Below are 18,992 nucleotides of genomic sequence, written 5' to 3'. Positions count from 1 at the left end.
ACGCTCTATTTCAAATATGGTAGGCGCGACAGGGCTCGAACCTGTGACCCTCGGCTTGTAAGGCCGATGCTCTCCCAGCTGAGCTACGCGCCCGCAGGAAGAGTGTGTTTATCCCGGCTGTTCAACTCTGTCAACCCTCTTTTTTCAGGGGAGTCAAACCATTTGCTGGGGAACTCATCCGCGTTCAGCGAAGGGGATACTGCCCACAGTCTCTTCTTTTGTCAACGGTTTTTCTTAACATTTTTCAACACACACAAGATACTGTTTTATAACACCTATTTCGAAGTGAGAATAACCCTGCTCCCCTTTCGGGAAAGCCAACCAAGAGAAAGTCCTCGAAAAAACAGGCCGACGCTCGCCTTTCCTACCGGGGAAGGAAGACTTTGTCCGGTCAACAACTGCTCAATAGGCTGAGGTTCTTCCACATTCAAGATATCCACACTCTCCCCTCCTTTCGGTAAAAGCACTTTGGCCATTCCATCCGGTCGGAATTTCGCACCCTCTCCACGACCGGACACCTTCCCGAGCAATGCCCCTTGCCAACGAAGTGACGAGGGAACCCTTCGGAGCGCCTCCTGATGCAGAAAATAAACCTTCCCACCGAAATCAAATGTTTCACCTGGGGGCAATGAGATCAGCGACATGGAGCGCCCCCCTTTGAGACGCGACAAATCCACCCGCTTCCCAGGAAGATCTTTCGCTGGCGCGAGAGTCACCTCTTCCTCTGAAGAGGCTCCAGGCTTGCGAAACCGAGCCAAAAAGAACCCCTGACCTGCCGAGTCTTCAGAGACCCGGAGCACTCCGTCCATGCCGGGAAGTTGGGGTGTGCCGAAGACAAATCCCTGAGGCGGCTCAAGAGCCTCAAGCTCCAAACCAAGTGCATCAATGGCCCATGCCACCTGTTCCTCGTTCTCTTCTTTATTTGTCGTACAGGTCGAGAACAGAACTGTGCCACCGGGCTTGAGCATGGCCGAGGCCTTTTCCAAAAGAGTCTTCTGCAACCCGATAAGAGGGGCTGTTTTTGATTCTGACCACAGCTCCATGACTTTAGGATTCTTGTCGACTGTCCCCCAACCACTACATGGCGGATCAAGCTGGATATAATCCCATGAATTATCGGGGAAAGGCAGATCCTGCGCCTTTGATTTGGCTGTTGCCGAATTGACGGATGATGTCCGCCTCAAATTGGCCCGCAGTGTTCCGAGACGGTCTGCCGACGGCTCTGATGCAAAAACAAATCCCTCCCTGCCAACCAATTTTGACAACAGGCTCGTCTTGCTGCCGGGAGCGGAGCACATATCAAGCACGGAAGCCCCGTTAGGCGGTGCGAGCAGGAGCGGCGGAAGCATGGACGATCTATCTTGTATGTATATACGACCGAACCGGGAGGCCAGGCTTTCACCCAAAGGGAAGGGTTCATGCGTCAATTTTCGGGCCATGGCATAAAAAGGTTCCGGCTCGAAACGAAATCCCTGTGCATGAAGAAGGGCCTCGACAACAGGAACCTCTTCTTCCGTACAGACAAGTCGAAATGTTCTGTATTCATTACTCATAGGAAACTCCAATACAGCCTTGCCTCCAAGGAGGCAACAGCTTAACTGTCTTTGCATCCCGGTGAGGAAACTGTTACAAGACTTTGCCGCGTGGTACAGAATTTTCCCGCGACGCTTACCCTGAAAACACCCCTTTTTGGAGGAATACATGTTGAATCGACGTCTTGCCGTCACCATGACCGCCTTGCTGGCTGTTGTGTTGTTGGCCGGTCCGGCCATGGCCCAGCAGGCTAAAAAATATGCTGTGATGCCCTTTACCTACAACGGACCAAAAAAATACTCATACTTCCCGAAGGCTTTTCAGGCCAGCCTCAATAATGATCTGGAATGGGCGGGATATGCCGAACCGGCTGGTGATGCACTTGTTCAGGGACTCAAAGTCCCTTCCGGTAAAGCGGAAGCCATCTCCATTCTTCGCAGCTCCGAGCTGGATTACCTCATCAGCGGTACTATTTCGATCCTTGGCAAAGAAGCCACTTTGAATATGGCGGCCACAACCCGTGACGGAAAGACATGGGAAAAATCAGGCCAGATGGGAATAGATGAAATTACCCCATGGCTTGATGAACAAAGCAAGGCCATCATGGGAGACGTGTTTAACCGTCCCGGTTACAGTACGACAGAAGAAGCAAGCAAAGGATCGGATATTGAAGACCAGATTCGCAGCCCCCTCAATTCCTCAATCGTTCAGGCTGACAACGACGAATTTCATGCCGACACCCTGAACCCGCAATTCCGCTACGAAGGCGGCACGGAAAACCAAGGCCGTTGGCGCAGCCAGACATTCCGCTTCTTTTCCACCAGCATGGTGGTGGCCGATGCCGATAATGACGGCAAGAATGAAATATTCATTCTCCAGGCCAAGGGTATTTCCGCCTACCGTTTCAATAAGGGAAAGCTGGAATTTCTGGATACCATGGAAATGACTCCCAGCACCACCTACATGCGACTTGAAGCCGTGGATGTTACCAAAGATGGAATCCCGGAACTGGTTGTCGCATCCTATCAAGCATACTACCGTTCTACGCTCAAGGCTCCTGAAGGCACGCCCCGATCCCACATTTTGTCATTCGAAAACGGAAAATTCAAATATTTGCTGAAAAACTACAAGCAATTCCTCGGCGTCTTGCGCATGCCTCCTTTCTTCAAGCCTTCCTTGGTGATCCAGCGCATCGGCCGCAGACATATCTTCGCAGGAAAAATCTACGAAGCCTATTACAAGAACGGCGAACTTGTTGAGGGAGAAACCATCAGTACCCCGGAATTCGGCAACATCTTCAACATGCTCTACCTGCCTGACGGGCTGGGCTACAAATATCTTGTTCTTGACGACTTCAACAGACTCAAGGTCTACAGCCAGTCCATGGAACGGTTGTCATCCAGTGACGACGCCACATACAACAGTTCAGGCGTTGGTCTGGAGGTCAGTGACAAGCAGCAGGGCATGGGACCGGGAACCGTTGATGAAAAAGTCAGCGTCTATAATGTTCCCATCCGCATGATAGCAGCAAGATTAAGCTCCAAGGACAAATACGAATTGCTGGTAAACAAGGACCTGTCCATCGCCTCTCAGGTTTTCGAACGCTTCAAGTACTTCTCCCAGGGTGAAATTCACTCCCTGGCCTGGGATGGTGTAGGCATGAACCTGGCATGGAAAACCCGCCGCATCAGGGGGCAGGTTTCCGATATAGCTCTGGCCGACCTGAACAATGACGGCAAGAAACAACTCTGCGTGCTCGTCAATACATTCCCCGGCTCCATGGGCTTTACCAAACGGAAGACCGTCGTCCTCGCATACGATCTGAACGCACAATAATCCTGACGGGCGGTTGGAGAGGCCGCCCGTCTTTTTGATTCATCATAGAAAAGAGAGAGAATCCGATGAAGAAACTTATGACCGTGATCGTCTGGACCATGACGACCACAGCCTTACTGGTCTCTGCCGCCCTGGCCGGAACCACCTTGACGTATGCGAATTTCCCCCCTGCTCAAACATTCCCCTGTGTTCAAATGGAACACTGGAAGGCCGAGGTGGAGAAGCGTACGGAAGGAAAAATCTCTGTCCAGACATTCCCCGGCTCCACGTTGCTTGGCCCCAAGAATATGCTGCGCGGAGTCCAGACCGGTCAGGCGGACATCGGCTGTATCAGCCTTCCATACTATCCCGGAGTCTTCCCGGCCATGTCCGCAGTCAATCTGCCTGTGGCCTTTACCTCTACGGAAGTCGCCAGTCTGACCATGTGGGATCTTTTTACCAAATACCAGCCAAGCGAATTCGACGATGTCAAGGTGCTGACCATGTTCACTTCGGCTCCGTCGCAAGTCATGAGCAAGATCGCCATCAAGCAACTTTCGGACCTCAAGGGCGTGGAACTCCGCGCCTCGGGATCGATCCTCAAAATTCTTGGGGGACTTGACGCGCAGGGCGTTGGTATGCCGATGTCCCAAACACCCGAAGCATTGCAAAAAGGCGTGGTCAAGGGATTGGTTTCCTCGTTCGATGTTCTCAAGGACATGAATTTTGCCGAAACCTGCCGATTTGAAACCATAACCAACCTGCCCGTCTATCCTTTTGCCATCATCATGAACAAAGCCCGGTGGGAAACCCTCCCGACTGATGTCAAAAAGGTTCTCGACGATATGGGGCGGGAACAGGCGCAATGGACCGGACACTACCTGGACAACTATACAAACGAAGCCCTGGCATGGGGCAAACAAAAGTATCAGGTTGAAGTCTTCACGCTCACCGATGCTGAACACGATGAAATCAAGACCAAAAGTGCCGGGCTTGTCGAGTCATGGAAAACCGCTGCTGCCAAGGCTGGACTTGATGCCGAAACCATTCTGGCTGACATGCTGGCGATGAAGGCCAAGCATGAAGCCGAAATCGGCAAATAACCATTCAATCCAAGGCCCCTCACTTGCTGGGGGGCGTTTCTTCATATCATGATAGACAGACTTGACCGGCTGAGCGAGTGTCTTGCCAAGGCTCTGACTTTTCTCGCAGGCGTTTTCCTCGTATGCATGATGCTTCTGGCATGTGCCAACATGGTCTTTCGTGCAATGTGGGCACCTATTCAAGGGACATTTGAACTCATGGGCTTCATGGGTGCTGTTGTCGCTGCCTTTTCACTCGCCTTTTCCCAACGACAAAAATCACATATTGCGGTCGGCCTGCTCCTGAATCGCTTTCCCCAGGCTGTCCAACGCATGACTGACGCCCTAACCAGTCTCATTTCCTGCCTTTTCTTCATCTTTTGTGGACTAGAAACCACAAAATGGGCGGCATTTTTGGTACAAACAGGAGAACTCTCCGAGACACTCCAGATCATTTATCATCCTTTTGTTTTTGCCACTGCGACCGGATGCTTCGCCCTGTCATTCGTTCTGTGTGTGGACACTCTCAAAATCCTGACAGCACGGAAGGTACAGTAATGGACCCGATTACCTCCGGAATCGTCGGCACTCTTCTCCTCCTTGCGGTCATTTTTCTGTTCAGAATCCCGGTTGCCTTTGCCATGGCCATCATCGGATTCGGCGGATTTGCCTCTGTTCTCAACTGGAATGCCGCCACCGGCATGCTCGGTACAGAACTCTGGAATGTCTTTTCCCGATACGGCCTGACAGTCATTCCACTCTTCATCCTCATGGGCCAGATATGCTTTCACTCCGGGGTCAATGAACGGCTCTACAAATCTGCCTATGCATGGATGGGAGAAATCAGGGGCGGACTGGCCATGACCACCATTCTCGCCTGCGCCGGGTTCGCCGCCATATGCGGGTCCAATTCCGCGACAGCGGCAACCATGTCCACCGTGGCTCTGCCGGAGATGAAAAAATTCAAGTACAATTCCATCCTGTCCACAGGCGCTGTGGCAGCAGGTGCAACGCTGGGCGTCATCATCCCCCCATCGGTCGTCTTGATCATCATCGGATTGCAGACAAGCCAATCCATCGCCCAACTCTTCATGGGCAGTATTGTTCCGGGCGTCCTCCTCACAGCACTCTTCATGGGAACAGTCTGGTTCCTGTGCCGCAAACATCCGGATTGGGGGCCGGCCGGTCCCAAGACCACATTCAAGGAAAAGCTGGCCTCTCTGCCCGGCTCCATCGAAATGATCATTCTGTTCATTCTGGTCATGGGAGGCCTGTTTCTCGGATTTTTCACCCCCACCGAAGCAGGAGCGGCCGGAGCAGCACTCGCTCTCATCATTGCCACTCTTTCCGGAAAGATGACATTCAGGAAATTCTGGCTGGCGGTAAACGATTCCCTCAAGATTTCATGCATGATCATGGTCATCATTTTCGGCGCAGTCATCTTCGGCCGTTTTCTGGCCATTACCAGACTCCCCTTCGAGGCGGCCAGTGCTGTGGCGGCCCTCCCCATACCGCCCATGGTCATTATCCTGATCATTTGCCTGATTTATGTTATCGGCGGCATGGTCATGGATGCCCTGGCCCTGCTTCTGGTCACTATCCCGATCTTCTTTCCCGTGGTCACGGCCATGGGCTATGATCCCCTGTGGTTCGGCGTTCTTATCACCGTCGTTACCACCCTGGGGGCCATAACTCCACCTGTGGGGGTCAATCTTTTCATTGTTGCTTCCATGGCCAAAGACGTCCCCATGACCGATGTCTTCAAAGGTGTGACATACTTTATGCTTGCCTACTGTCTGTGCGCAGCCCTGATCATGCTTTTCCCCGGCATAGTGACCTTTGTCCCCGGTTTGATGCAATAAGGACAGGATCCTTGTCATACAGGCCCGGAACACGGTATATGCCGACAACAGCCACCCGATTGATGCTGTCGGGAGCATGCCATAGGAAAGACATCACAGACCCACTCCGAAAGACTTCAACCATTTGCAAATCGGAAGACCATGCCGGAAGTCCAATTCATCACAGTCTCAAAGGCTGAATCAGGACAAAAGCTCCTACAGTTTCTCGAACGCCGCCTGACCGGAGATGTCCCACGTTCTGCCATCCAGCGATGGATTCGCAAGGGACAGGTACGTGTGAACAAAGGGCGGAAAAAACCTTTTGACCGCATTGAATCGGGACAAATAGTTCGCATCCCACCGTATACTCCAGGTGCTGAATCAGCCGTGGCTGCCAAGGGCGGTTTGGATATCATCCATGAGGATGCTCATATTATGGCCATTGCAAAACCTGCGGGATTGGCTGTTCACGGAGGTGATAAAGTGAAAGACTCCGTCACAGGCCGACTCACCGCTATGTTTGCCGATGCGGATTTCATGCCCACCCTGGCACACAGATTGGACAAGGGCACCTCTGGGTTGTTGCTGGCTGCCAAAGAGTATTGCACCCTACGGCGACTCAATGACAGTTTCGCGGCGGGAGACGTCGCAAAACTGTACCTGACCTGGGTCGAAGGTCAATGGCCTCACTCCGGAGAAATGATACTGGAAGACAAAGTGGAAAAGCAGGGGAGCCCAGGGAAGGAAAAAGTCAGGGTCGGTTCCGGAAAGGCTGCACTAGCACGAGTCGTCGCCCTCACCCAGACGCAACGCCACACCCTGCTTGCGGTCCGTCTGCTCACAGGCAGAACACACCAGATTCGGGTCCAACTCGCCTCACGGAATCATCCTGTGGTGGGCGACCATAAATATGGCGAAAAGAACCAGCACCGAACCATGCGACTGCATTGCTACAGCATGCGGATCGACGGGCATGACTTCAGCCTGGCTCCTCCATGGACAGGGCCATGGTCGATTCCCGATACCATGTTGCAATCAGCGCTCGCTCTGCTTGCCTAATGAAGTTGCTCCCAGTGCGCAAAACCGATACAAAGACATTACCTAGAAATTCTCAGGGGGAATTCATGAGACGCTCCGTATTCTTGTCATTCACATTGATCATGTTGGCAGTCCAGTTTATCGGCGGGTGCGCCGTATACGATGTAGCCGTGGAAGAACGCAATGTCGGCACCTACACCAGCGACAGAAAAATATCCTTTCTCATTGAAGAACAGTTTCTGAAAGATGATACCATCAAATTCCTCGACTTTGACGCATACAGCTACGAAGGCAATGTCTATCTGGTTGGCGAATATGACAGCCATGCCCAGGTGGACAAGGCTGTCTCCATTGCCAAGGGAGTGAAAGGCGTCAAAACCGTCACCACCTATTTTTTGCCCAAGCGGGAAGATGATCTTTGCGGAACAATGGACACCATGGATATTGCGGCCAAGCTCAAGAACAAACTGGTCGGAGACAAGGACATCTGGTCCACCAATATTGATGTCGAGATAGTGCAGTGCAAAATCATCATGCTCGGGCTTGTTGGGACGGAAAAGGAACGGGATGAAGCCATCGCCCATGCCAAGTCAGTGCCCGGCACTCGCGGCGTCAAATCTTTTATCCGAGTACGATAAGAGAGCCGAATGTCCCGTATCTCTGCCCAGCGACACAAGCACCATACAGGCATATTCTCCACGGCTTGCCTGATGCTTGTGTTGCTGTTGGCCGGGGGATGCGCCGCCCAAAAAAAGTATACCCCGCCCGGAGCACATCAGGCCGAAGTCTCCACGGCTTCAAGAACGGTCCCCACCAAGGCTGCACCAATTATTCGGACTGCGAGGAGCCTTATCGGAGCGCCGTACAAATGGGGTGGAACCAGTCCGAGTACAGGATTTGACTGTTCCGGCTTCGTCTATTTCGTCTTTCGCCAACACGGTATCAGAATACCCCGTCTGTCATGGCAACAATTCGGCTGGGGGCAGACTGTCAAATATACCGACATCCGCCCCGGTGACCTGATTTTTTATCAGGTGGACAAAGGCAAAAAGGGACTACACGTCGGGATAGTCACTGACAGGAGAACATTTGTCCACTCTCCCAGCTCAGGAAAGCGGGTCATGGAATCCCCTCTGCTCAACAGCTATTGGCACAAACGCTTTCTCGGTGCGCGCCGAGTATTGTAACCTACAATCAGTGCTCGCCTTTTAGCATCAAGGGCTTATAGTACATGCCAATCTTGACCCGACCTGTTGCATACTGGCTTTTGAGCTTGATCCTGAGATCGTCATTCTCCCAGAGGGAAACATCCCACCCGTCTTCCAGCCTGGTCTCAGGCAGTCCGTAGGTTTCTACAAATAAAGAAACAATCTTGCGCAGGTCATCTGTCCTGTCGATCTCAACAAGGGTCGAGTACAGACGTTCATGACGAAATCCGTAGGTGACACGACTCCCCTCAAGCCTGGACAGGCCACAGGTCTCGACTCTGGTAACAGTGTAATACAAAATCCCCGAAGCTGTGCCGGAATAGGTAAGATTCTGCACCGCTGAGAGTTTCTCACCCCACGGAATGGTTGTACATATACCGTCAGCCGCCGCCGTATACGGTCCCCAAGACAAGATACCCACAAGAATGAATACAAGTCGAAGCCATTGTTTCATACCATTATTTCCTCCTTCTCCTCTTCTCGACATATCAGACTGATACAGAGCAATATCCCTATTATAGGGCGGGCATTGTTTGGGAGAGTGTGCTTTCAAGCCTCCCTTGCGTGACATTTTTGTCAACTATCAAAATTTCTTCTGGTGTAAAATACCGAAAAACGGTATCGGAGACCATGGATATGAACCTGTTCTTCGAAGAAGATTTCGACCCTTATCTGCTCCAAAGACTCTTCTACGTCGAGCGGTATGCATGGTTGTCTCTTTCTCCCGACATGTGTGCCGTCATCTCCATTGATGGACAATTCGAAGACGTCAATACTCATTGGGAAGGAGTGACAGGCATTTCCCGAGAGGATCTTCAGGGAAATTACCTCATGGAACATATCCACTTTGACGATCGGGAACGTGTTCTTGCCGACATGCAGCAACTCATCACTTCAGACATCGGCTCCACATCCTTTTCCTTCAGATTCATGTGCAAGAATGAAAAATACCTGAAGCTCAACTGGAACGTTATTTTCTCCCCAGACCACAATGCCTATTTCTGTACGGTCCATGACCCGGAACAGGATAAATGTACCATGCAGCTCGCCTATCGGGATACTCTGACCGGGCTGCGCAACAGACTCGCCCTTGAAGAAGCCCTGCCCAAGGAACTCACTGACGCCGAAGACACTGATACCAAAGTGGCTATAGTCTTCATTGACCTTGATGGTTTCAAGGAAGTCAACGACAATCTCGGGCACAAGGCCGGGGACACCTTACTGGTGCGGGCTGCACGACGCATGAACCACGTCGTCGCACAACACGGCGTCACTTATCGGCAAGGTGGAGATGAATTCATCGTTATCCTGCCCCGAGCCGACAGAAGCATGGCTGCAGCCCTGGCCGGACAACTGGTGGAACGCCTGCGCACACATTATGTCATTGAAGGCGATCGCGTGAATACAGGGGCCTCCATCGGCATAGCCCTGTATCCCACAGATGGCGAAAGTGTAGAGTCGATCATGGACGCGGCAGACAAGGCCATGTATCAGGTCAAACGGAAAGGAAAGAACAATTTTGCTTTCTATGACAAACAGGAAAACGCCTAACTGTTTGTCTTGGTTCCCTTGTATGTGAACGCCTTTTTGTCCATTGTGTAAAAAAGGCCACGGTCAATCCCCACGGCCTTCCCGCAGGAACAGAACACCTTCCCATCCCTTTCTATCAAGGTAAAAACCTTGTGAATGCGATCTTTGTGGCAACGGTGCACCTCTCCCTGCCCTTTCTTGTAATACTTCCAGAGTTTGCGACGGCACGCCGCACATTTGAGCACAAGCATGAGACAAGACTATAGCAAAACCCGAAACTCTTCAAATCCGGCTCCCCATTACCCGCGCTCAAACTGAAGGGTGTCCACTTCCGGAAAATCACCCAAAGACTTGGCTATCCCCGCATTCAGAAAGGAATCAACCCACCAGTAGATATTGTTCTTGCGAATATTATCCCGCAGATTGGCCATATGCCCGCGCCGTTCTTCCTTGTCCCAGTGAAAAGCCCGATTAAGAGCCTTGGCAATACCTTCCATATCATACGGGTTGACCAGATAGGCGTCTTTCTGGAGCTGTGCGGCAGCCCCGGCAAATTCACTCAGGACAAGAACACCATCTTCATTGACATTGCAGGCGCAATACTCCTTGGCGACCAGATTCATTCCATCACGCAAGGGAGTGACCAGCGCTATATCCGCCGCACTGTAATAAGCGACAAGCTCTTCCGGGGGAAAACTCTTGTAATGATAGTGTACCGGCACCCAACCGGGAAAAGAGAATTCCCCGTTGACTCGCCCCACCAGTTGTTCGATTTCAATGCGGAGTTCCTTGTATTCATCCACTTCCTCGCGACTGGGTACGGCTATCTGGACAAAATTGATCCGTCCTATCAACTCGGGATAACGGCGAAGCAATGTCTGGATGGAACGGATACGCTCAGGAATGCCTTTGGTATAATCAAGACGGTCAACACCGAGAATTATCTTGCGATGCCGCAAAGCCTCCTTGATCTTGAAAGATTCTTCGACGACTTCCGGCTGTTCCGCCAGCTCTGAAAACTGATTGAAATCTATCGATATAGGGAAAGCCCCCAAACGAAATTGTCGATTCCCCATATCTACTGAAACCACGGCTCCACGACCGACAACACGTGTCTCAGGCATAAGACGCCGCAGGCATTCAGTGAAATTTTTTCTGTCCTGCATGGTTTGAAACCCTACCAGATCGAATTCTGTCAGAGCCTGAATAACCTTCCACCGCCACGGCAACTTCATAAAGATATCCGGAGTGGGAAACGGAATATGCAGGAAAAAACCCAGATTCCTTTTGACCCCCATGGATTTCAGGAAAAAAGCCTGATGCATGAGATGATAGTCCTGAATCCATATATAATCATCAGAGGTCGTTTTACGCGCCACCAATTCGGCAAACTTGAAATTCACATCCAAAAACATCCGCCAATACATCGGGTGAAATCGGCACCGAGTCTGAAGATCATGAAACAGGGGCCAGATGATCTCGTTGGAAAAACCAAAGTAATACCCATCCACTTCCTTTTTTGTCAGGGGCACGGTGTACAGGTCATAACCGGCACTCGAAGAAAAATCTTCCAACAGCGAATCAACATCCATTTCCGGGTCCGAATTCCCTGCCCAACCTATCCAGACCCCTCCCCTGTTCTTGAGAACCGGAGCCAGTGCCGTGACGAGCCCTCCGGCCCCTGCCTTGACTGTCCAGCCGTCACCATCCCTTTTGATTGCGGCGGGAAGCCGGTTTGAAACCACCACCAACCGCTGCTGTCCGGGTTGCATTATTTTTCCTCCTCCACCATCTCGAAATTATCTTTCTTCATGCTCTCTTTGTTACAGGTCTTCGCCATATATGACAAGCCGGCCTCTGTGACGTCAGTGGAAAAATATTGCACAGGAGTGTTGACACACGATACCAGGGTCTTATCTCTGTGCGCAGTCAACACGAATGCGCCGCCTCAGGGCGGTACTATTTTCATCATAAAGGAGATATCAGATGGCTTTGAAACCGTTGAACGACCGCGTCATCGTCAAGAGGAAGGAAGAAGAGGAAAAGACCGCCGGAGGCATCTACATCCCGGATTCCGCCAAGGAAAAACCGCAGGGTGGAGAAGTCTTGGCAGCCGGCCCCGAGTGCCAGACCGTCAAGGCCGGAGATACCGTCCTGTTTGCCAAATACGCAGGCAGCGAGTTCTCCATGGACGGAGAAGAGCTGATCATCATGCGTGAAGATGACATTCTGGGCGTGTTCGCTTAATCCTTACAACCTGACTTCATAGGACTTACAGACAATGGCAAAAGCAATCGATTACAAAGCAGTCGCCCGTGAAGGCATGCAGAAAGGCGTTAACACTCTGGCCAATGCCGTCAAGGTAACCTTGGGACCCAAGGGACGTAACGTCATGTTGGAAAAGACCTGGGGCGCTCCCCAGGTAACCAAGGACGGCGTCACCGTCGCTGAAAAGATTGACCTGGAAGACAAGCTCGAAAACATGGGCGCCCAGATGGTCAAGCAGGTCGCATCAAAGACCAACGAAATCGCCGGAGACGGAACCACCACTGCGACTATTCTGGCCCAGTCCATCTTCAATGAAGGTGTCAAACTGCTGGCCGCCGGTCGTAACCCCATGTCTATCAAACGCGGTATTGACATGGCTGTCGAGCATGTTGTCGCGGAATTGGAAAAATTGACCAAGCCCGTGAAAAAAAGCTCCGAAATAGCCCAGGTCGGCGCAATTTCAGCCAACAATGACGATGCCATCGGAGCAATCCTGGCTGAGGCCGTGGAAAAAGTCGGCGATAACGGAGTCATCACAGTTGAAGAATCCCAGGGATTGACCATCGAGTTGGATGTGGTCGAAGGTCTCCAGTGGGATAACGGTTGGCTCTCACCGTATTTTGTCACCGATCACGACAAGCAGGAAGCAGTATACGAAAACCCCTTCATTCTGCTTTCCGAGGGAAAAATCTCCAACATCAAACCGCTGGTTCCTATTCTGGAAGCAGTGGCCAAGGCTGGACGTCCTTTGGTGATCGTGGCCGAAACCATTGAAAATGAGGCGTTGGCAGGTCTGACCATCAATGCCATGCGTGGCGCACTCAAGGTCTGCGCTGTCAAGGCTCCCGGTTTCGGAGACCGTCGCAAAGACATGGTTCGCGATATCGCGATCATGACCGGCGCAGGCGTCGTGTCCGAAGACACTGCCGTCACCCTGGAATCCATCAAGCCTGAAGACTTCGGAACCGCCAAAAAAGTGGTCATCGGCAAGAAAAACACCCTCATCGTGGGCGGAGCAGGCGAGAAGGCCGCCATCGAACGCCGTTGCGAAGAGATCAAGGGGCTGGCCGAAAACGCCACCAGCGACTACGACCGTGAAAAACTGCAGGAACGCCTGGCCAAAATGGTCGGTGGCGTTGCCGTGGTCAAGGTCGGCGCTCCCACTGAAATCGAGATGAAAGAGCGCAAGGACCGCGTCGAAGATGCTCTCAATGCAACCCGCGCCGCAGTCGATGAAGGTATTGTTCCCGGTGGTGGCACAGCGCTGGTCCGTGCAGGCACTGGCCTCTGCGAACTCAAGGGAGACAACGACACCGAACAGGCCGGAATCGCCATTATTGCTCGGGCCATTGAAGAGCCTCTGAAACAGATCGCCAACAACTGCGGCCTGGAAGGCACAGTCGTCGTCGAGAAAGTCAAAGGTCTTGATGGCACCAATGGCTTCAACGCCCGGACCGGCAAGTATGTCGATCTGGTCGAGGCCGGAGTTATTGATCCCAAGAAGGTCACCCGCATCGCCCTGCAAAACGCTGCCAGCGTTTCCAGCATGCTGCTGACCACCGAATGCGCTATTTCCGAGGCTGTCGTCGAAGAAGACGACTAACCTCAGCGTTTTGGAAAACAGGCAAAGGCCGGGCATTTTTGCCCGGCCTTTTTGTATCCCAAGCCCCTTTTTCACCTGTTTTGTGTCATTCTCTCTCGATCTCCGTACTGAAAAACGATACGGTTGGACATGTCGATATTCTCCGGTTTAGTTCCTGCTTCCCGAAAAGCGGAAAAGAATTTCACCCGCGCCCGTGCTGCGGAAATGAGAAACAGCTCAGATCAAGCCAGGAAATACTTTGCCATCGCAGCCCAGGCGTTTGATGCTCTCCGCGCCGCCAAGGAGAGTCAAAGACAGGGGCTTCGCCCCTCACACCTCGTCATGGCCGGCATATGCTATACTCGGCTGGGCAGAGACAAAGATGCGCTTCTGGTCCTCGACACCTGCCTGGAACACAAAGAAATACCTGACGCATATCTTCATGCGGGATATGCAGCAGCACATCTCAATAAAATGGACATGGCCGCAGAGTATTGGGCACACTACCCTTTATGGGCCGAACAACCCCATATGGCCGCGACATTGAAAAAACTCGTTGCGGATATCCATCGGGGGAACACCTCAAAGGAAGCAATTTGCCAAGCAGTGGTCACCGCAGTCCACGAGCAGGACAGGCTCAACATGCAAGCACAAAGCTTTGCCACCGAGGGCACAACAATCCCTCGTCATCGAGGATATTGAGTTCGCCCCAAGTCCTGTCTTGTCCAATGCAAGGGGAAGATGACGAGGGAGGGATGAGGCGATGGGAAAAGCCTCCTTCAAGTACACGCATTTGCAGAGTAGAAAGAAAAATGAACAGTCCCGATCTTGAATATCTGCTCGGAAGGATGTAAATTCTTCGAAGAATTTCACCTATAATCGGAGGCCTCATGCCCTGCCGTGCTGTTATTATACTTGCGTTCATCTGTTTGCTCACCGCCTATCCGGCCCTTGCCGAAGAAACAATAGTCGGGACCGGTAACCCGGAACAGGATATCGCCAATATCCAAAAAGCGGTGGACGGGGGGGGGACTATTGTGTTGCAGGGGGATTTTGACCTCGGCACGGATGGCAGAATCAAAATCACCAAAAATGTCCGCATCCGAGGCGAGAAGGATTCTCAGGGCGAACCAACGACCACGCTCTCCGGTGGGTATTGGAGTTTCTATTCCCCCCTCCCCGTCAAAGGAGCGCCGCCTTCCGGCAAAGGGCCACTCATCGCGATTCATTCCATTCACTTTGACGGTGCCAAGGGAACCCCACTTCACTTTCCTCATGTGGGAGGCCTTGATGTTCGAGGCTGTACGGTGAGCAATGTCAAACCACAACAAATCAATGTCAAATGGACGGGAGGGGAGACTCTCTCTTTCCAAGCCGGGATTGTCGTTGGTAACCGACTCGACAACAGAAGCAAACGTCTCAAGCGGGCAGCTCTCGGGACCATCAAAATAGTCAACAACCGTTTTTCCATGGACACAGACAACCCGGATACCGTGGCTGGATACGGCATCATGATAGATTGGACCTGGGCCGCCCAGATCAGCATCACAAACAATATCATTAACGAAGCCGCCCGAAATGGCATCGAAGTTCTGGACAATGTCATCGGTCCCAAGGGGGAAGGCTCTATCACCATAGATAAAAATCGTATTACGACCCCGGAAGATGGGATTCCATTTCCTCACAAGTACGGGCCGAATGGCATTGTAGCCGGGTGGTACTTTGACACAAGCGGCGGAGCCAACTTCAGCAAGAATAATAGAATGACAATGAGTGGCAATAGAATTGAAGTCCGAGGAAAAGCCTCCACAGGCATGCTCCTCTATGCGAACGATATGGTTATAACCTGCAACGATATTATCATGGGCGGCGGGTCTCAAGCGCGTGGCATTGTTCAAACCGGCTCCCGGGGATTCTTTGCCAATAATAGAGTCCGAGGGGAGGGACGCTACGCCATATACTGTCATTCCTTTGAATCTCTCAGGGGAGAGACCAATACCTTCGCATGGACTGAACTTAACGATTTCACCCCTATCAAAGGACAGATTTTTCTAGGCGGTAATGTCAACGTCATCATCGGGGCCGCCCCGCTCCTGGTCGATAAAGGAATGGGAAACCGGGTTGTTGATGCAAAACCCTGTGCTTTGCCTGAAATAGCCCCGGAAAGCGGTTCATGGGAACCGGTTGAGCAATAACCCCTGATCACATCACAGAAATCACTCCGGTCCCGATGCCCTTTCCTTGAATACACAGAGCAACAGCCTTCTGCCCAAGCGACAGACAGCACCCTGAAAGCCCACCCACTCCCCTCTTCACCATGACAATGAGACCTGTAATCACCTCCCCTGCCTCCCCAACTTTTTCGTTCACAAAAGGCATCACTTTCTCAAATGTCTTCCGATATTCTTTCTCACAACTCCACACAGAACACCTTCATCCCTCTTCCCATTCCCCCTCCAAAGCACCCTCACCCGCTCTTGACAGAAGACAACATTCATTATATTTGTATGTACAAACAAAGGACATCTCATGACAACTGCTTCACGATATCTCCACAACTGTCTGTATTTTACCGCCAACAGCCTTGCACGAAATATAGGCAAAATGGCGGACATGGCTTTCAAAGGAACCGGCCTTTCACCTTCTCACGCATTCATGATGGTACTCATTAATGAACAGCCAGGAATAACCCAAAAGGAATTGAGTGAGCACCTCGCCCTTGCCCCATCGACCCTGACCCGGTTCGCTGACAAGTTGGTATACAATGGGTTCATAGAGCGCGAACAAAAAGGAAAAATTGTTCGAATATACCCGACTCGTGAGGGAGCAGAGTTGACCCCTGCCATTGAAAACGCCTGGAAAACATTGCATGACCAATATTCCAAAGTTCTCGGCACCGAAAAAGGACATGAACTGACCTCGCTCATAGACCAGGCAAATCAGCAACTGGAAAACCTCGGCGAGTTCTCTCGGTGAAGTCTTTCACTGTTTCTCAAAGTCATAAAACTTGTATGTACAAACAACAATCTAATCACTTGCAACCAAGGAGAAAAATATGCACGAAAGAATGAACATAGGCACGGATCCGTATGTGCTCCCAGCCCCGCAGACCATTGTCGGAAGCATGCTTGACGGAAAACCCAACTTCATGGCTCTGGCCTGGGTCAGTCGGTTTACTCACACACCCTGCCTCATGGGTATTGGCGTCAATGCCAAGCACGCAACCCATAGGGCTATTCTGGAAACAGGACAGTTCAGCATCAATTTCCCTTCAGTTGATATGGTGAACGAAACTGACTACGTCGGCCTCGCATCTGGAAACCGCACCGACAAATCAACTGTTTTCAAAGTCCATTTCGGCTCTCTTGCCAACGCCCCATTGATCGAGGATTGCCCGATATCAATAGAGCTTGAATTATTCAAACACGTTGACCTGGAGACCCATTCTCTCTTCCTCGGAGAAGTCAAAGGCACCTGGACTGAAGACCGTTTCATGACAGATGGGTATCCGGACATAACCAAAGTCCGGCCATTACTCCTTTCCATGCCGGACAATATTTACTGGTCAGTTGGAGAACAAAAAGGCAAGGCATGGCATGACGGAAAAGCCCTGCGGGACACATTGAAGACAAAACGATAACAATTTGAGAAAAAAACAACCAGGAACGCTTTTCCTGGTTGACAACGCCGTCTGTTCCTCATATTGATTGATAACGATTTTCAATCTCAACAAAGAAGAGGGAACTATGTGCGCAGCATTAGTAGGCGGAATGGACAGGTTGAAACGAGACTACATGAATGAAGCCAAAAAGAATGGAGTCAAACTAAAATGCTACACAGGAAAGGAGCGAAAGATATCCGGCTCCTTGGGGAATGTCGACTTCGTCGTCCTCTTCACCAACAAGGTTTCCCACAAAGCTCGCAAGGACGTTCTTGCTGCTCTGCGCGGAACCGGTGTTCCTGTGATCATGCGTCACTCCTGTGGCGTCAGCTCCCTGCGTGATTGTATAGGCGAAGCAACCACTTAGGACTGCAGTTCATATTTCCAGCCCCTCTAAGGGACCAGAGCCGAAACCGTCGTCTCCCCATCTCGGCTCTGGTCTCTAGTTCGACCAGAACAGATGAGCATTATCCCTGTATTTTCTCTCGCCAGCTCTCAATCAGATCAATGACCTTGGCGGTCAATCCATTAAACTCGGGCTTTGTCACCTGCGCGTCTGCCATAACGGCCTTGCCTTTATGTAAAACGGACTTGGATATCAAGGACGAAAACAAGGTCACCGGGAGTACTTTGAGTATAGGGTCTTCCTTGATTTTTCTCGTGAGCGTATATCCATCCATCTGTGGCATTTCCACATCAGAGACAACCACATCCAAATAATCGAGCGGAGAACGGTCCTCTTTCTGAGATTGAGCCTTGATCGCTTCGAGTTTCGCCCACGCCTCCGCTCCATCATACGCCAAGGTGACTTCAAAATTGGCATTGGTAAAATTCGTTCGGAGCAATTCGCGCACAGAGGTTGAATCATCCGCTATCATTGCGTGATAGCGCTCATCAGAAACAATATCGCTGAGATTTGCCTGAGTGGAACCCGATTCATCAAGATCAGCAAGGACTTGTTCAAGGTCAAGCATCAGGACAAAACGATCATTGATCTTGATGGTTCCGGTTATGCAGTTGGAATCCATACTGGAAAAATATTTGCTCGGCGGTTCGACTTCAGCCCAATTGACGCGGTGAATCTGGGTAACGCCTGAGACCAGAAAACCGGTTATCATGGCGTTGAATTCAGTCACAATAATCGGTTCGTTCAAATCCTCGGCCCGATGCAAATCCAGCCAGACGCTCAAATCCACCACCGGAAGAATAAGATCTCGCAGCGGAATGGTTCCCAAAAAACTCGGATGAACAGCCGCTTCAGACCCGGTCAATCCGTCCGGAGCTTCCACAACTTCGAGAACCTTGGCAACATTAACGCCAAAATAATGCGTGACCAGTCCACGTTCGGTTTCCTCATGGATAAAAAACTCTATGATTTCCAATTCGTTTGTCCCGGTTTCCAGTAGGATATCCTGCTGACTCATATTGCCTCCT

The 18,992-nt window shown here is 51.4% G+C and carries 20 protein-coding genes and 1 tRNA gene; 15 read left to right on the top strand and 6 right to left on the bottom strand.

Annotated elements, in window-relative coordinates:
• Positions 1 to 17 precede the first annotated feature (17 nt).
• Positions 18 to 93: transfer RNA gene (locus tag BN4_RS13385), tRNA-Val, on the bottom strand.
• A 182-nt stretch (positions 94 to 275) separates the two neighbouring features.
• Positions 276 to 1,553, bottom strand: coding sequence for a class I SAM-dependent methyltransferase (locus tag BN4_RS13380; protein WP_015415941.1), 1,278 nt, complete (start codon positions 1,551 to 1,553; stop codon positions 276 to 278).
• 148 nt (positions 1,554 to 1,701) lie between these two features.
• On the opposite strand from BN4_RS13380, the gene BN4_RS13375 reads away from it, so the two are divergent.
• The 7 genes from BN4_RS13375 to BN4_RS13345 all read left to right on the top strand — a co-directional run bounded on the left by BN4_RS13375 (position 1,702) and on the right by BN4_RS13345 (position 8,496).
• On the top strand, positions 1,702 to 3,369 hold the full coding sequence (locus BN4_RS13375) for an FG-GAP-like repeat-containing protein (RefSeq protein ID WP_015415940.1): 1,668 nt from the start codon (positions 1,702 to 1,704) through the stop codon (positions 3,367 to 3,369).
• Between the two features lie 65 nt (positions 3,370 to 3,434).
• Positions 3,435 to 4,451: a TRAP transporter substrate-binding protein gene (locus tag BN4_RS13370; RefSeq protein ID WP_015415939.1), complete on the top strand. Its 1,017-nt coding sequence runs from the start codon at positions 3,435 to 3,437 to the stop codon at positions 4,449 to 4,451.
• Between the two features lie 48 nt (positions 4,452 to 4,499).
• Positions 4,500 to 4,988, top strand: coding sequence for a TRAP transporter small permease (locus tag BN4_RS13365; RefSeq protein WP_015415938.1), 489 nt, complete (start codon positions 4,500 to 4,502; stop codon positions 4,986 to 4,988).
• Positions 4,988 to 6,292, top strand: coding sequence for a TRAP transporter large permease (locus tag BN4_RS13360; protein WP_015415937.1), 1,305 nt, complete (start codon positions 4,988 to 4,990; stop codon positions 6,290 to 6,292). Before BN4_RS13365 ends, BN4_RS13360 begins: the two co-directional genes overlap by 1 nt.
• A 141-nt stretch (positions 6,293 to 6,433) precedes the next feature.
• Complete coding sequence (locus BN4_RS13355; RefSeq protein WP_015415936.1) at positions 6,434 to 7,330, top strand: RluA family pseudouridine synthase; 897 nt, start codon at positions 6,434 to 6,436, stop codon at positions 7,328 to 7,330.
• Between the two features lie 65 nt (positions 7,331 to 7,395).
• Positions 7,396 to 7,947 carry a BON domain-containing protein gene (locus BN4_RS13350; protein ID WP_015415935.1) on the top strand — a complete coding sequence of 184 codons (552 nt, stop codon included), beginning with the start codon at positions 7,396 to 7,398 and terminating at the stop codon, positions 7,945 to 7,947.
• Positions 7,948 to 7,956: 9 nt separating this feature from the next.
• Positions 7,957 to 8,496 carry a C40 family peptidase gene (locus BN4_RS13345; RefSeq protein WP_015415934.1) on the top strand — a complete coding sequence of 180 codons (540 nt, stop codon included), beginning with the start codon at positions 7,957 to 7,959 and terminating at the stop codon, positions 8,494 to 8,496.
• Between the two features lie 7 nt (positions 8,497 to 8,503).
• Here the strand turns inward: BN4_RS13345 and BN4_RS13340 are convergent, their stop codons facing one another.
• Positions 8,504 to 8,971, bottom strand: a complete 468-nt coding sequence (locus BN4_RS13340; RefSeq protein ID WP_015415933.1) for a hypothetical protein — start codon at positions 8,969 to 8,971, stop codon at positions 8,504 to 8,506.
• A gap of 176 nt (positions 8,972 to 9,147) precedes the next feature.
• Here BN4_RS13340 and BN4_RS13335 point away from each other — a divergent pair, with 176 nt between their 5' ends.
• Positions 9,148 to 10,068: a sensor domain-containing diguanylate cyclase gene (locus BN4_RS13335; protein WP_041720387.1), complete on the top strand. Its 921-nt coding sequence runs from the start codon at positions 9,148 to 9,150 to the stop codon at positions 10,066 to 10,068.
• Here the strand turns inward: BN4_RS13335 and BN4_RS18160 are convergent.
• Together BN4_RS18160 and BN4_RS13325 are read right to left on the bottom strand one after the other, a co-directional pair.
• A complete protein-coding gene (locus BN4_RS18160) occupies positions 10,065 to 10,298 on the bottom strand; it encodes a hypothetical protein (RefSeq protein ID WP_041720386.1) in 234 nt (77 codons plus the stop codon). The genes BN4_RS13335 and BN4_RS18160 overlap by 4 nt on opposite strands.
• Before the next feature lie 48 nt (positions 10,299 to 10,346).
• Positions 10,347 to 11,819, bottom strand: a complete 1,473-nt coding sequence (locus tag BN4_RS13325) for an alpha,alpha-trehalose-phosphate synthase (UDP-forming) (protein ID WP_015415931.1) — start codon at positions 11,817 to 11,819, stop codon at positions 10,347 to 10,349.
• 214 nt (positions 11,820 to 12,033) lie between these two features.
• Between BN4_RS13325 and BN4_RS13320 the strand changes: the two genes are divergently transcribed.
• The 7 genes from BN4_RS13320 (at position 12,034) to BN4_RS13290 (ending at position 17,925) form a co-directional block, all read left to right on the top strand.
• The gene (locus BN4_RS13320; protein ID WP_015415930.1) at positions 12,034 to 12,294 is read left to right on the top strand and encodes a co-chaperone GroES; all 261 of its coding nucleotides are present in this window, start codon (positions 12,034 to 12,036) and stop codon (positions 12,292 to 12,294) included.
• 34 nt (positions 12,295 to 12,328) lie between these two features.
• Positions 12,329 to 13,918 (top strand): chaperonin GroEL, encoded by a 1,590-nt coding sequence (gene groL / locus BN4_RS13315; RefSeq protein WP_015415929.1) that lies wholly within the window; start codon positions 12,329 to 12,331, stop codon positions 13,916 to 13,918.
• A gap of 129 nt (positions 13,919 to 14,047) precedes the next feature.
• The gene (locus BN4_RS13310) at positions 14,048 to 14,599 is read left to right on the top strand and encodes a hypothetical protein (RefSeq protein ID WP_015415928.1); all 552 of its coding nucleotides are present in this window, start codon (positions 14,048 to 14,050) and stop codon (positions 14,597 to 14,599) included.
• 188 nt (positions 14,600 to 14,787) lie between these two features.
• Positions 14,788 to 16,092, top strand: coding sequence for a right-handed parallel beta-helix repeat-containing protein (locus tag BN4_RS13305; RefSeq protein WP_015415927.1), 1,305 nt, complete (start codon positions 14,788 to 14,790; stop codon positions 16,090 to 16,092).
• A gap of 334 nt (positions 16,093 to 16,426) precedes the next feature.
• A complete protein-coding gene (locus tag BN4_RS13300; RefSeq protein WP_015415925.1) occupies positions 16,427 to 16,873 on the top strand; it encodes a MarR family winged helix-turn-helix transcriptional regulator in 447 nt (148 codons plus the stop codon).
• A gap of 79 nt (positions 16,874 to 16,952) precedes the next feature.
• On the top strand, positions 16,953 to 17,537 hold the full coding sequence (locus BN4_RS13295; protein ID WP_015415924.1) for a flavin reductase family protein: 585 nt from the start codon (positions 16,953 to 16,955) through the stop codon (positions 17,535 to 17,537).
• 106 nt (positions 17,538 to 17,643) lie between these two features.
• Positions 17,644 to 17,925 carry a DUF2325 domain-containing protein gene (locus BN4_RS13290; RefSeq protein ID WP_015415923.1) on the top strand — a complete coding sequence of 94 codons (282 nt, stop codon included), beginning with the start codon at positions 17,644 to 17,646 and terminating at the stop codon, positions 17,923 to 17,925.
• Positions 17,926 to 18,025: 100 nt separating this feature from the next.
• Here the strand turns inward: BN4_RS13290 and BN4_RS13285 are convergent, their stop codons facing one another.
• Entirely contained in the window at positions 18,026 to 18,982 is a 957-nt protein-coding gene (locus BN4_RS13285) for a chemotaxis protein (protein ID WP_015415922.1), read from the bottom strand.
• Positions 18,983 to 18,992: the final 10 nt, after the last annotated feature.

The sequence above is a fragment of the Pseudodesulfovibrio piezophilus C1TLV30 genome (genome assembly GCF_000341895.1).
In the GTDB taxonomy this organism is placed as follows: Bacteria; Desulfobacterota; Desulfovibrionia; order Desulfovibrionales; family Desulfovibrionaceae; genus Pseudodesulfovibrio; species Pseudodesulfovibrio piezophilus.
Note: the sequence above shows the minus strand (reverse complement) of the source record. Positions and strands in the feature narration are given on the sequence as shown.

Coding starts and splice junctions, on each gene's coding strand:
- BN4_RS13380 (WP_015415941.1), bottom strand. CDS start 1,553: ATGAGTAATGAATACAGAACATTTCGACTTGTCTGTACGGAAGAAGAG.
- BN4_RS13375 (WP_015415940.1), top strand. CDS start 1,702: ATGTTGAATCGACGTCTTGCCGTCACCATGACCGCCTTGCTGGCTGTT.
- BN4_RS13370 (WP_015415939.1), top strand. CDS start 3,435: ATGAAGAAACTTATGACCGTGATCGTCTGGACCATGACGACCACAGCC.
- BN4_RS13365 (WP_015415938.1), top strand. CDS start 4,500: ATGATAGACAGACTTGACCGGCTGAGCGAGTGTCTTGCCAAGGCTCTG.
- BN4_RS13360 (WP_015415937.1), top strand. CDS start 4,988: ATGGACCCGATTACCTCCGGAATCGTCGGCACTCTTCTCCTCCTTGCG.
- BN4_RS13355 (WP_015415936.1), top strand. CDS start 6,434: ATGCCGGAAGTCCAATTCATCACAGTCTCAAAGGCTGAATCAGGACAA.
- BN4_RS13350 (WP_015415935.1), top strand. CDS start 7,396: ATGAGACGCTCCGTATTCTTGTCATTCACATTGATCATGTTGGCAGTC.
- BN4_RS13345 (WP_015415934.1), top strand. CDS start 7,957: ATGTCCCGTATCTCTGCCCAGCGACACAAGCACCATACAGGCATATTC.
- BN4_RS13340 (WP_015415933.1), bottom strand. CDS start 8,971: ATGAAACAATGGCTTCGACTTGTATTCATTCTTGTGGGTATCTTGTCT.
- BN4_RS13335 (WP_041720387.1), top strand. CDS start 9,148: ATGGATATGAACCTGTTCTTCGAAGAAGATTTCGACCCTTATCTGCTC.
- BN4_RS18160 (WP_041720386.1), bottom strand. CDS start 10,298: ATGCTTGTGCTCAAATGTGCGGCGTGCCGTCGCAAACTCTGGAAGTAT.
- BN4_RS13325 (WP_015415931.1), bottom strand. CDS start 11,819: ATGCAACCCGGACAGCAGCGGTTGGTGGTGGTTTCAAACCGGCTTCCC.
- BN4_RS13320 (WP_015415930.1), top strand. CDS start 12,034: ATGGCTTTGAAACCGTTGAACGACCGCGTCATCGTCAAGAGGAAGGAA.
- groL (WP_015415929.1), top strand. CDS start 12,329: ATGGCAAAAGCAATCGATTACAAAGCAGTCGCCCGTGAAGGCATGCAG.
- BN4_RS13310 (WP_015415928.1), top strand. CDS start 14,048: ATGTCGATATTCTCCGGTTTAGTTCCTGCTTCCCGAAAAGCGGAAAAG.
- BN4_RS13305 (WP_015415927.1), top strand. CDS start 14,788: ATGCCCTGCCGTGCTGTTATTATACTTGCGTTCATCTGTTTGCTCACC.
- BN4_RS13300 (WP_015415925.1), top strand. CDS start 16,427: ATGACAACTGCTTCACGATATCTCCACAACTGTCTGTATTTTACCGCC.
- BN4_RS13295 (WP_015415924.1), top strand. CDS start 16,953: ATGCACGAAAGAATGAACATAGGCACGGATCCGTATGTGCTCCCAGCC.
- BN4_RS13290 (WP_015415923.1), top strand. CDS start 17,644: ATGTGCGCAGCATTAGTAGGCGGAATGGACAGGTTGAAACGAGACTAC.
- BN4_RS13285 (WP_015415922.1), bottom strand. CDS start 18,982: ATGAGTCAGCAGGATATCCTACTGGAAACCGGGACAAACGAATTGGAA.